The sequence below is a fragment of the Xanthobacter autotrophicus genome, assembly GCF_029991245.1.
In the GTDB taxonomy this organism is placed as follows: domain Bacteria; phylum Pseudomonadota; class Alphaproteobacteria; order Rhizobiales; family Xanthobacteraceae; genus Xanthobacter; species Xanthobacter autotrophicus_C.
This window is the reverse complement of the sequence record NZ_JAIVFO010000057.1, coordinates 1-11,646: the sequence shown is the minus strand read 5'-3', so window position 1 is coordinate 11,646 and position 11,646 is coordinate 1. Positions and strand designations below refer to the sequence as shown.

The following is an 11,646-nucleotide window of genomic DNA, read 5'->3' as shown; positions in this document are numbered from 1 at the left end:
ATGGCGGTGCTGAGGCCGGTGCGGCTTGGAGTGAACGTGGATCACGTGGCGACGGTGCGCAACGCGCGCGGCGGCGCTCATCCGGACCCGGTGCGCGCTGCCGCCCTTGCCAAGGCCGCCGGAGCCCACGGCATCACCGCCCACCTGCGGGAAGACCGCCGCCATATCCGCGACGCGGACATGGACCGGCTGAAGGCCGAGATCGCCCTGCCGCTGAATTTCGAGATGGCAGCCACCGAAGAGATGGTGGCCATCGCCTGCCGCGTCCGCCCCAACGCCTGCTGCCTGGTGCCCGAGCGGCGGGAGGAACGCACCACCGAAGGCGGGCTCGACGCCGCCGGCCAGCGCCTGGAGCTTGCCCCCCGCATCGCCCGGCTGAAGGCGGCGGGCATTCGCGTCTCGCTGTTCATCGCGGCCGACCCGACCCAGATCGCGGCGGCAGCGGACCTGGGCGCGGACATCGTGGAACTGCACACCGGCGCGTGGTGCGATGCCTGCACGGAAGGCCGGCACGCGGCGGCCGAGGCCGAGTTCACGCGGCTGAAGGCCGGGGCGCGGCAGGCGGCGGAACTGGGCCTGGAGGTCCATGCGGGCCACGGCCTCGATTATGCCACCGCCGAGCGCATCGCCGCCTTTCCGGAGATCGTGGAGCTGAACATCGGCCACTTTCTCATCGGCGAAGCCATTTTCGTGGGGCTCCATGAGGCCATCGCGCGCATGCGGGCCGCCATTGCGGCGGGCCGGGCGGCCATGGGGGACGGCGCGGCGGCATGATCATCGGCATCGGCTCGGATTTCTCGGACGCCCGGCGCATCGCCCGCTCCATCGAGCGGTTCGGCGACCGCTTCCTCGACCGGATCTTCACCCCCGAGGAACGGGCCAAGGCGGATCGGCGCAAGCGGCGCGCCGAGACCTATGCCAAGCGCTTCGCCGCCAAGGAAGCCTGCTCCAAGGCCCTGGGCACCGGCCTCAGCCATGGCGTGTTCTGGCGCGACATGGGGGTGGTGAACCTGCCGTCCGGCCAGCCCACCCTGGTGCTCACCGGCGGCGCCGCCCGCCGCCTCGCCGCGCTGGTGCCGCAGGGCTATGAGCCGCACATCCACCTGTCGCTGACCGACGAGGGGCCTCTGACGGCGGCCTATGTGATCATATCGGCGGTACCCAAGGCGGGCGTCTGACCCTGCGGGAGGCCCCAGCACGTGCGTTGCCGGGAGCCGACGAAGCCTCTATAGGGGCCATCAAGCCACCTTGGGCCTGTGGACACAGACGCTGATCGGGTGTCTGTCCTCAGTTTCGGCGCAGTTTCAACTACCCTGCGCCCCATCCGGGATTTTTTGGACACCAGATGACCGCGACCAGCGACTCCAAGAAGGACGGCGGTTTCCTCGAAACCGTCCGCGTGATCGTCCATGCGCTTCTGATCGCGCTGGTGATCCGGACCTTCCTGTTCCAGCCTTTCAACATCCCGTCCGGGTCCATGAAGGACACGCTGCTGATCGGCGACTATCTCTTCGTCTCCAAGTACAGCTACGGCTATTCGCGCTTCTCGATTCCCTTCTCGCCCAACCTGTTTGCCGGCCGCATCTTCGGCTCGGAGCCGACACGCGGCGACGTGGTGGTCTTCAAGCTGCCGCGCGACAACGAGACGGATTACATCAAGCGCGTCATCGGCATGCCCGGCGACAAGGTCCAGATGATCGGCGGCCTGCTGCACATCAACGGCACGCCGGTGCAGCGCGAGCGGCTTGCCGACGTGGCCGAGGATGACGGCGCCGGCCGCAAGGTGCCGGTGAAGCGCTGGCGCGAGACCCTGCCCAACGGCGTCTCCTTCGAGACCCTCGATCTCGTGGACAATGGCTTCTATGATAACACGCCGGTCTATGAGGTTCCGCTGGGCCACTACTTCATGATGGGCGATAATCGCGATAATTCGGCAGATAGCCGCGTGTTGAGCCAGGTCGGCTATGTTCCCTTCGAGAACCTCATCGGCAAGGCGCAGGTGATCTTCTTCTCGATCGACGAGGGTGCTTCCGCGTGGCAGGTTTGGACGTGGCCTTGGACGGTGCGATGGGATCGGCTGTTCTCTCGGGTACATTGAACGCAGTGGGCTCTGATCTCGCGTCCGTGGAGGAGCGGATCGGCTATCGCTTCCGCGACCAGTCGGTGCTTGAGCTTGCGCTGTCCCACATCAGCGCGGTGAAGGGCGAGGCCCCGCGGCTGCGGTCCTATCAGCGCATGGAATTCCTGGGCGACCACGTGCTCGGCTCCGTGGTGTCGCACATGCTTTATCTCGCCTTCCCGGAAGGGGAGGAGGGAGACCTCTCGCGCCGGCTCGCCGAACTGGTGCGCGAGGAGGCCTGCGCCGAGGTGGCGCAGGACATGGATCTCGGCCCCTTCATCCGCCTCGGCCCCGGCGAGAGCCAGTCCGGCGCGCACAAGCGGCGGGCGATCCTTGCCGACGTGGCGGAAAGCGTGGTGGCGGCCGTGTTCCTCGACGGCGGCTACGAGGCGGCCCACCAGGTGGTGGAGCGCTTCTGGCGCCCCCGGCTGGAGACGCCCCGCCGGCCCCTGCGCGATGCCAAGACGGTATTGCAGGAATGGGCGCAGGCCCGTGGCCTGCCGCCGCCCTCCTATCGCGAGGTGATCCGTTCCGGTCCCGATCATGCCCCCCGCTTCACGGTGGCGGTGGATCTTCCGGGCCTGTCGTCCGAACAGGCGGACGGGGCGTCCAAGCAGAATGCGCAGAAGGCGGCAGCCGCCGCTTTCCTCGTCCGTGAGGGCGTGTGGAAAAAGGACGAGTCGTGATGGCACCGGCAGGCAAGGGTCCCAAGGGCCCCAAGAACAGTCCGGATGAGAACAGCCCGGATGAGAGCGGCCCCGGCAACGGTGCTCCGGCCCGTGGCGATCTGAGCGCGGCCGAAGGCGCGCCACGGGACGTCGAGCACGAGCTGCCCCAAGACGAACTGCCAGAGGACGAGCTGCCGGACGGCGCCCTGTCCGACGATGACTTCGACGACGAGGACGACGATTTCGACGAAGAGCACGATGCCGCGCCGCGCATCCTGCCGCCCCTGGAGGGGCCGACCCGCTGCGGCTTCGTCGCGCTTTTGGGCGCGCCCAATGCGGGCAAGTCCACGCTGACCAATCAGTTGGTGGGCACCAAGGTGTCCATCGTCTCCCACAAGGTGCAGACCACCCGCGCCATCGTGCGCGGCATCGCGCTGGATGGCGCGGCCCAGCTGGTGCTGGTGGACACCCCCGGCATCTTTTCCCCCAAGCGCCGGCTGGAGCGCGCCATGGTGTCGAGCGCCTGGACTCATGCCGCCGACGCCGACGTGATCGCATTGCTGGTGGATGCCAAGCGCGGCATGGACGAGGACATCGAGGCCCTGCTCGCCCCGCTGGCCGAGATCCGCAAGCCGCGCGCGCTGATTCTCAACAAGATCGACATCATCCGCCGCGACACGCTTCTGGCGCTCGCCGCGCAGATCAACGAGAAGCTGGCGTTCGACCGGGTGTTCATGGTCTCCGCCCTGACCGGTGATGGTGTCGCCGACGTGCGCCGCTGGTTCGCCGAGCAGGTGCCGCTGAGCCCCTGGCTCTATCCCGAGGACCAGGTGTCGGACGCGCCCATGCGCATGCTGGCGGCGGAAATCACCCGGGAAAAGATGTTCCTGCGCCTCCACGACGAGCTGCCCTACCGCTCCACGGTGGAAACCGAGAGCTGGAAGGAATTGCGCAACGGCTCCGTGCGCATTGAGCAGACCATTTATGTGGAGCGCGAAAGCCAGCGCAAGATCGTGCTCGGCAAGGGCGGCAACACCATCAAGACCATCTCCTCGGAATCCCGCGCGGAGATCGCCGGGATCATCGAGCAGAAGGTGCACCTGTTCCTGTTCGTGAAGGTGCGCGAGAGTTGGGCGGACGACCCCGAGCGCTATCGCGAGATGGGGCTCGAATTTCCCAGAGGCGGCTGAAGACAGCCTCCTCCTGCCGCTGTCGCTTCAGACCTCGGCGCCAAGGCCCTGCCGGGCCTTGTCCAGCTCTTCGGTATAGCGTCGCAGCACGTGGGCCTCGCCCAGCAGGCCCATGAGGCGGCGGGTGGTGGGGTCGTCCACCACGGCGAGGTCCTCGGCCCGGGCGGCATCGAAGGCCAGCGCCGCCTCCTTCACGTTCATGGCCGGCAGCAGCATGTCGTCGTGATGGGTGGCGAGCCTTGCGACGGCCTCCGCGGGATCGCGCTCGGCCGCATGGGCCTCCACCACCCGCACCAGCCCGGCATAGGCGCCCGCCCCGTCCACCAGCACCACCATCCGCCGCGCGCCCAGCGGGAAGGCCGTGCGCAGGGCGCCGATGGTGCCGTGCTCGGGGAAGGTGGCCATGTCGGTGCGCATCATGCGGGCGACGGTCAGCTCGCGCATCCAGCCCACGTCCTGCGCGCTGCGGATGCTCTCGCCGCGCAGGTGGAACCGCCAGGTGGAGAAGGAGTAGCCGAAGGTCTCCCGCACCGCGAGGGAGGTCACCACCGCCGCCGCCAGCACATAGCCGGACAGGGCGAGGTCCCGCGTCATCTCCAGCACCAGGAAGGTCATGGTGAGCGGCCCGCCGATGATGCCCACCGCCAGCGCCCCCATGCCGGCCACCGCGCAGACCGCCGGATCGAGCTGGAGCGCGGGCCACAGCAGGGCGAGCGCGCCGCCGTAGAGCTTGCCCATGAGCGCGCCGAGGAACAGGGAGGCGAAGAACAGGCCGCCGCGAAAGCCCGAGCCGATGGACAGGGCCGAGGCCAGGATCTTCAGGCCGAAGATCACCGCCACCGAGAGCAGCACCGGGCCATCCACCTGCAGGTGCAGCGCGCCATGGCCATCGGAGAGCACCTGCGGGCTGTAGAGCGCCAGCGCACCGACGCCGAGGCCCGCCACCGCGGGCCGCAGCGGCGCGGGGATTCCGCTCTTGCCGAACGCCATCTCCACGCCCGTGACCAGACGCATGATAAGGATGGCGACTCCCGCCGCCAGCAGCCCGAGCAGCGCGATGGGCAGGATGTCGAGGGGCTGGAGCAGCACATCGGGCGGGATGTTCAGCGGGTCCACATGGCCCCCGAGCAGCCGCGCCACCATCACCGCCGAGACGGTTGCCGCCAGCACCGGGGCGGCGGCGGGAATGGAATAGCTGCCGATGATGATCTCGAACCCGTAGAAGGCGCCCATGAGCGGGGCGTCGAAGGCCGCGCCGATGCCCGCCGCCGCGCCCGCGCCCACCAGAATGCGCAAATCGTTGCGCCGCAGGTGGAAGGCCCGGCCGAGCCTCGAGGCGATGCCGCCGCCGATCTGCGAATAGCCCGCCTCCAGCCCCAGCGAGGCGCCGAAGCCGTTGGAGACCATGGTCTGAACGGAGACGATGATGCTGTCGGTGAGCGACATGCGCCCGCCGTGCAGCGCATTGGCCTCGATGGGGTCCACGAAATTGCGCCGACGCCAGCGTTTCAGGGCGAGGGCGATGAGCCCCATGGCCAGCCCGCCCGCCACCGGGACGAGAACCATCCATGGCGAGGACAGGGCCGGCGCGGCGCTGAGCCGGTCGCCGGGGGCGAGCTGGAACAGCACCTCGTGCATCCACTGGGTGGTCCGGCTCATGGCGCTGGCCGCGAGCCCGGCGAGGAGGCCCATCGCCGCCGCGATCACCACCAGCGCAACTTCCCGCTCGCGCACGCAGGTCCGGGCGAAGGCGATGAGGCGGTCGAAGGCCGAAGCCGGCGCCGCACCAACCGCCGGCGCGGGATCGGCGGGCACAGGATCGGCGGGCGGGATGGCCATCAGCTCAGCTGAACGTGTTGCTGCGGGGGAAGCCCTTGGGCGGCAGGCGGCCGGCCGAGGCGCGCTCGCCCTGCCATTCCAGCAGGTCGGTCACGGTCCAGGTGCGGCCGGAGGTGTCCTCCCAGGTGAGGCCTGAGGCCATGGAGAAGGCCTTGAGGTCGGACAGGCCGCCCTCGCGGTAGCGCTGGAGGCGCACGCCGCGCCCGCGGGTCATTTCCGGCACCTGGTTGAGCGGGAACAGCAGCAGCTTGCGGTTGTCGCCGATCACCGCCACCCAGTCCCCGTCCACGAACCGCACCGCCAGCGCCGCGTCCGGCGGATCGGTGACGAGCACCTGCTTGCCCTTGCGGGTGTTGGCGAGGCAGTCGTCCTCGCCCACCATGAAGCCGCGTCCCTGCCTGGAGGCCACCAGCAGCTTGCGCCCGGCCTGATAAGCGAAGACGGAGACGATCTCCGCCTCCTGCTCCAGGTCGATCATCAGGCGCACCGGCTCGCCGTGGCCGCGCCCGCCGGGGAGCTTGGCGGCGTCCAGCGTGTAGAAGCGGCCGTTGGAGGCGAACACCATGACCTTGGAGGTGGTCTCGGCGAAGAAGGCGTGGCCCAGGCTGTCGTCGCCCTTGAACTGGAGGTTGGAGAGGTCCTGCACGTGGCCCTTGAGGGCGCGGATCCAGCCCTTGTCGGAGACCACGATGGTGACCGGCTCGCGCTCCACCAGCGCCTCGGTGAAGGCATCCTCGTGGAAGGTGGGGGGCGCCGCGAACGTGGTGCGGCGGCGGCCGATGGCGGTCTCGGGGCCGTAGGTCTTGCGGGTCTCGCGGATTTCCCTGGCGATGTTCTTCCACTGCGCCGCCTCGGAGGCGACCAGCTTGTTCAGGCCGTCCTGCTCCTTGGTGAGGGCGTCGTGCTCCTTGCGGATCTCCATCTCCTCTAGCCGGCGCAGGGAGCGCAGGCGCATGTTCAGGATGGCTTCCGTCTGCACGTCGGTCAGCTCGAACGTGCGCATCAATTCCTGCTTGGGCTCGTCCTCCTCGCGGATGATGCGGATCACCTCGTCGAGGTTGAGATAGGCGATGAGGTAGCCGCCCAGCACCTCCAGCCGGTGGGCGATCTGCTCCAGCCGATGGCGCGAGCGGCGCAGCAGCACGTCGCGGCGGTGGTCGAGCCACTCCCGGAGCGCTTCCGAGAGGGAGAGCACCTTGGGGACCTGCCCGCGCACCAGCACGTTCATGTTGAGCGGGATGCGGGCCTCAAGCTCGGTGAGCTTGAACAGGCTCTCCATGAGCACCTCGGCATCCACGGTGCGGGCGCGGGGCTCCAGCACCAGGCGGATGTCCTCGGCGCTCTCGTCGCGCACGTCGGCCAGCAGCGGCAGCTTCTTGTCGGTGAGCAGCTCCGCGATCTTCTCCACCAGCCGGGACTTGGCGACGCCGTAGGGGATCTCGGTGACCACCACCACATAGGTGCCGCGCCCGGTCTCCTCCTTCTCCCAGCGCGCCCGCACGCGGAACGAGCCGCGGCCGGTGGCATAGGCCTCGGCCACGCCCACCGGGTCCTCCACCAGCACGCCGCCGGTGGGGAAGTCCGGGCCGGGGACGAACTGGAGCAGGTCGAAGGCGGGGGCCTCCGGGTGGTCGATGAGATGGAGCGCCGCGTCCAGCAGTTCGGCGGCGTTGTGGGGCGGGATGGAGGTGGCCATGCCCACCGCGATGCCCTGCGAACCGTTGGCGAGCAGGTTCGGGAACGCCGCCGGCAGCACCACGGGCTCTTCCTCGGAGCCGTCATAGGTGGGGCGGAAGTCCACCGCGTCCTCGTCGATGCCGTCCAGCAGCAGCCGGGCGGTCTCGGTGAGGCGGGCCTCGGTGTATCGCATGGCGGCGGCGTTATCGCCGTCCACGTTGCCGAAATTGCCCTGTCCGTCCACCAGCGGGTAGCGCTGGGCGAAATCCTGGGCGAGGCGCACCAGGGCGTCATAGACCGACTGGTCGCCGTGGGGGTGGAACTTGCCGATCACGTCGCCCACCACGCGGGCGGACTTCTTGAAGCCCTGGCCGGGATCGAGCCGCAACTGGCGCATGGCGTGCAGGATGCGCCGGTGCACCGGCTTCAGGCCGTCGCGCGCGTCGGGCAGGGCGCGGTGCATGATGGTCGAGAGGGCATACGCCAGGTAGCGCTCTTCCAGCGCGTCCTTGAGCGTGACTTTCTCGATGTGCCCGTCGCCGGGTGGAAGTGTGCGCGTGGCCATGCCTGCCAGTACCGCGCGCGCGGGCGAGCCACAAGCCGCCTTTGGAGGCCGGCCGCATCATCGGGGCGTCTCACAAGCGCCCGATGAAAAGCGTGCCATCGCCAAAATGCTGAACGGGAAATGAATTCATTGCCATTCCCCACGGTAAATCGTGGCGAAACTTCGCCGTGGACAAGAGATCAACTGCTGCTGAAAGACGAGAAATACCAAGGATGGAACAAAATCACGCCCCAGCGACGTTACAGCATCATAAGGCCGGGCGGTGAGTACGCCTCGTACCATGTGGAGGTCCGAAAATGAAGACGGCAGCTCTTGCGGCGGGCGGTATTGTTGCGTTGGCGCTTCTTGGTGCCGTGCCATCGGCGTCGGCCGGTTCGCTGATGGGGAGCGGTTCCACCTTCGCCGGTCAGGCGCAGGCCCAGGCCCAGGTGGAAGACGTGCGCTGGGCGCGGCGGTGCTGGCAGGAGCGCCGCTGGTGGAACGGGCGCCCCCACTGGGTGACCAAGTGCCGGAATGTTTGGGTGGGTCCGCGCCGCTACCGCGGCTGGTGATGATCTCGGCTTGGCCCGCTCTCCCGGCGCCAGGCTGAAACAAAAGCCGCGCGCGCATCGGAAAGGCCGAGCCCGCGCGGCTCAAGCACCCGCGTCAGCAGAAAGTGCCCGGTGAGGCGCAGCGCCTCCTCCACATCCTCCGCCGGTGGGGCGGTTCCATCCACCAGGAATCGCGGCAGAGCAAAGAGGCGGTCCGCATAGGGTGCGCCCGCCTGCCCGCAGACCGCCCGCCCGCTTTTCGGCGAGACATAGACCAGGTCCTCCCGCCCTCCGGTGGCGGCGCAGGTTTCCAGCTCCAGCCCGAACCCCAGCTCCGCCAACAGCGCCAGCTCGAAGCGGGCAAGCAGCCGGCCGGCCGCCGCGCGTTCCTCGAAGGCGTCGAGGATGGCCCCGAGGGTGAGAAACAGGCCCTCGTGCGGATCGCGCTCCGGCAGCAGGTGCAGCATCTGCGCCATGTGGGTGAAGCCGAAGGCGGCGTGGGGCGCGCGCATGAGCACATCGGTGCGCACCACCGCGGGTTCCAGCGCATAATTGCCCATGTGCTCGTCGAGACGCGCCCGCCAGGTGGCGCTCACCGTGTTGCCCGGCTGGAGCAGGGGCGCCTGCCGCCGCGAGGCCCCGCCCCGCACCATGCCGAGGTGGCGCCCGCGCAGGCGCGTGAGCAATTCCACGATGGCATTGCCCTCGCCGTGCCGCCGCACCCCCAGCACGATGCCCTCGTCGGTCCATTCCACGGCGTTGCCTGTGTCCGGCTTTGAACTTCGAGAAAAGGGACAAGCGTTGCGCGCGGCCTGCCGTGCCGGCTCAACACTGCCTCACGCTGCCGGCAATGAACGCCCTCCGGCTCGAAGACGCAACAGGGCGGCCGCGCCTTAAGACGGCGGAAACCCGAAGCGGCGAGGATGCGGCCATGCAAAGCCGCTCGCGCCTTCAATCCATCCTCGCCACGCTCGCCCTCCACCTGGGAGCGGCGGCGCTCATCGGCTATTTCGCCTATCACGCCTACAATGGCGATCATGGGCTCGTCGCCAAGCGCAACTATGAGCAGGAGATGAAGGCTCTGGAATCCGAGCTTGCCGGGCTCAAGGCCCAGCGCCGGGCGATGGAGAACAAGGTCTCCCTGCTCGCCCCCAACCAGCTCGATCCGGACATGCTGGACGAGGAGGCGCGGCGTCAACTCAACTTCATAAATGGCAAGGACCTGGTGCTGCTTCGCAGCAAATGAACTATATTTAAGTTCACAATGCATATGAACCGTTTTCAGGTTCATTATAGCAGAATCAAGAGTTTGCAACGTGTTGCAGCGCAGCACGGAAAAATTGGCGCTTTGAAGGCACCGGGAGCTGGGATAGGAAGACGCAGTTCCAGCGCTTCCTGAGGATGCCGATGGCCAAAAAGCCTTCCGCCCGTGTCGCCGATCCCGCGGCCCCGGCCCCCTTCACCAAAGACCAGGATCTTCTCGCCTACCGCGAGATGCTGCTCATCCGCCGCTTCGAGGAGAAGGCCGGCCAGATGTACGGCATGGGCCTCATCGGCGGCTTCTGCCATCTCTACATCGGCCAGGAGGCCGTGGTGGTGGGCATGCAGATGGCCATGAAGCCGGGTGACCAGGTCATCACCGGCTATCGCGACCACGGCCACATGCTGTCCACCGGCATGGCCGCGCGGGGCGTCATGGCCGAGCTGACCGGCCGCCGCGGCGGCCTGTCCAAGGGCAAGGGCGGCTCGATGCACATGTTCAGCATCGAGAAGCAGTTCTTCGGCGGCCACGGCATCGTCGGTGCCCAGGTCTCGCTCGGCACCGGCCTCGCCTTCGCCGATCGCTACCGCAACAACGGCGCGGTCTCGGTCACCTATTTCGGCGACGGCGCGGCCAACCAGGGCCAGGTCTACGAGAGCTTCAACATGGCCGAGCTGTGGAAGCTTCCGGTCGTGTATGTGATCGAGAACAACAAGTACGCCATGGGCACCTCGGTGTCCCGCGCCTCGGCCCAGCAGGACTTCTCCAAGCGCGGCACCTCCTTCAACATCCCCGGCGAGCAGGTGGATGGCATGGACGTGCAGGCGGTGAAGTCCGCCGGCGAGCGGGCGCTGGCCTTCGCCCGCGAGGGCAATGGCCCCTACATCCTGGAAATGCAGACCTACCGCTATCGCGGTCACTCCATGTCGGACCCGGCCAAGTACCGGTCCAAGGAGGAGGTCCAGAAGATGCGCACCGAGCACGACCCCATCGAGCAGGTCCGCAACCGTCTCCTCGAAAGCCACGGGGCGACCGAGGACGAGCTGAAGAAGTTCGACGCCGAGGTCCGCGAGATCGTGAACGAGGCGGCGGACTTCGCCACCAACGATCCCGAGCCCGATGTGTCGGAGCTGTACACGGACATCCTGCGCTGAGCGGCGGGCCGTGGCCGCGCTGTTCCATATCCTCGCCGGCCTCGCGCTCCTCGCGGCGCTGAGCGCCTGGGCCGTCGCCGTGCGCGGCGGCCTGAAGACCATCGCCGCCAACCGCGCGGCCGGGCAGGGGGGCGGCGCGGGAAGCTACGCCCTTCTGGCGTTCTGGCCCTTCGCCGTGAAGCGGCGGGGCCGCGAGGCTGACGCCGACGCGGTGCGGACCGGCAAGGCGGCCATCGCCTTCTTCGTGTCCGTGACCGTCGCGGTCGCCGCCATCTCCGCCTACACGAACCTCACCTTCAAGCCCCCCGTGGCCCCGGCCGGCTCCTCGCCGGCCGCACCCGCGGGCGCGCCGAGCAAGAGCTGACAGCCATGGCCATCGAAGTCCTCATGCCGGCCCTGTCTCCCACCATGGAGAAGGGCAATCTCACCAAGTGGCTCAAGAAGGAAGGCGACACCGTAAAATCCGGTGACGTCCTCGCCGAGATCGAGACCGACAAGGCCACCATGGAGGTGGAGTCCATCGACGAAGGCATCCTCGGCCGCATCCTCGTCCCCGAGGGCGCCCAGGACGTGGCGGTGAACACCCCCATCGCCACCATCCTCGCCGACGGCGAAGATGCCAGCGCGGCTCCCGCCCCCAAGG

General features: G+C 68.3%; 13 protein-coding genes. 10 read left to right on the top strand and 3 right to left on the bottom strand.

Translation table 11 applies throughout. The annotated features are described in order from the left end of the window. The 5 genes from K9U41_RS11580 to era all read left to right on the top strand — a co-directional run bounded on the left by K9U41_RS11580 (position 1) and on the right by era (position 3,977). Positions 1-774, top strand: coding sequence for a pyridoxine 5'-phosphate synthase (locus tag K9U41_RS11580; protein WP_282640990.1), 774 nt, complete (start codon positions 1-3; stop codon positions 772-774). Then, a complete protein-coding gene (acpS, locus tag K9U41_RS11575) occupies positions 771-1,178 on the top strand; it encodes a holo-ACP synthase (protein WP_282640989.1) in 408 nt (135 codons plus the stop codon). The genes K9U41_RS11580 and acpS overlap by 4 nt, the downstream gene beginning before the upstream one ends. A gap of 167 nt (positions 1,179-1,345) precedes the next feature. Beyond that, entirely contained in the window at positions 1,346-2,098 is a 753-nt protein-coding gene (gene lepB, locus K9U41_RS11570; protein ID WP_282640988.1) for a signal peptidase I, read from the top strand. Further along, entirely contained in the window at positions 2,095-2,805 is a 711-nt protein-coding gene (rnc, locus tag K9U41_RS11565) for a ribonuclease III (protein WP_282641003.1), read from the top strand. The genes lepB and rnc overlap by 4 nt, the downstream gene beginning before the upstream one ends. Next, on the top strand, positions 2,805-3,977 hold the full coding sequence (gene era, locus K9U41_RS11560) for a GTPase Era (protein ID WP_349237847.1): 1,173 nt from the start codon (positions 2,805-2,807) through the stop codon (positions 3,975-3,977). Before rnc ends, era begins: the two co-directional genes overlap by 1 nt. A 27-nt stretch (positions 3,978-4,004) precedes the next feature. Here the strand turns inward: era and K9U41_RS11555 are convergent, their stop codons facing one another. Both K9U41_RS11555 and parC read right to left on the bottom strand, forming a co-directional pair. Further along, entirely contained in the window at positions 4,005-5,816 is a 1,812-nt protein-coding gene (locus K9U41_RS11555; RefSeq protein ID WP_282640987.1) for a chloride channel protein, read from the bottom strand. Positions 5,817-5,820: 4 nt separating this feature from the next. Further along, the gene (parC, locus tag K9U41_RS11550) at positions 5,821-8,058 is read right to left on the bottom strand and encodes a DNA topoisomerase IV subunit A (RefSeq protein WP_282640986.1); all 2,238 of its coding nucleotides are present in this window, start codon (positions 8,056-8,058) and stop codon (positions 5,821-5,823) included. Positions 8,059-8,354: 296 nt separating this feature from the next. Between parC and K9U41_RS11545 the strand changes: the two genes are divergently transcribed. After that, positions 8,355-8,609 (top strand): hypothetical protein, encoded by a 255-nt coding sequence (locus tag K9U41_RS11545; RefSeq protein ID WP_282640985.1) that lies wholly within the window; start codon positions 8,355-8,357, stop codon positions 8,607-8,609. Here K9U41_RS11545 and recO read toward each other — a convergent pair. After that, positions 8,594-9,343 carry a DNA repair protein RecO gene (gene recO, locus K9U41_RS11540; protein ID WP_282640984.1) on the bottom strand — a complete coding sequence of 250 codons (750 nt, stop codon included), beginning with the start codon at positions 9,341-9,343 and terminating at the stop codon, positions 8,594-8,596. The genes K9U41_RS11545 and recO overlap by 16 nt on opposite strands. 176 nt (positions 9,344-9,519) lie before the next feature. Between recO and K9U41_RS11535 the strand changes: the two genes are divergently transcribed. From K9U41_RS11535 to K9U41_RS11520, 4 genes are all read left to right on the top strand, one after another. After that, positions 9,520-9,834 (top strand): FtsB family cell division protein, encoded by a 315-nt coding sequence (locus tag K9U41_RS11535; protein ID WP_149577559.1) that lies wholly within the window; start codon positions 9,520-9,522, stop codon positions 9,832-9,834. A gap of 155 nt (positions 9,835-9,989) precedes the next feature. Further along, positions 9,990-11,003 carry a pyruvate dehydrogenase (acetyl-transferring) E1 component subunit alpha gene (gene pdhA, locus K9U41_RS11530; RefSeq protein ID WP_282640983.1) on the top strand — a complete coding sequence of 338 codons (1,014 nt, stop codon included), beginning with the start codon at positions 9,990-9,992 and terminating at the stop codon, positions 11,001-11,003. Between the two features lie 10 nt (positions 11,004-11,013). Further along, positions 11,014-11,367 (top strand): hypothetical protein, encoded by a 354-nt coding sequence (locus tag K9U41_RS11525; protein ID WP_282640982.1) that lies wholly within the window; start codon positions 11,014-11,016, stop codon positions 11,365-11,367. 5 nt (positions 11,368-11,372) lie between these two features. Further along, a partial coding sequence (locus tag K9U41_RS11520; RefSeq protein WP_282640981.1) for a biotin/lipoyl-containing protein occupies positions 11,373-11,646 on the top strand: 274 nt, incomplete at its 3' end.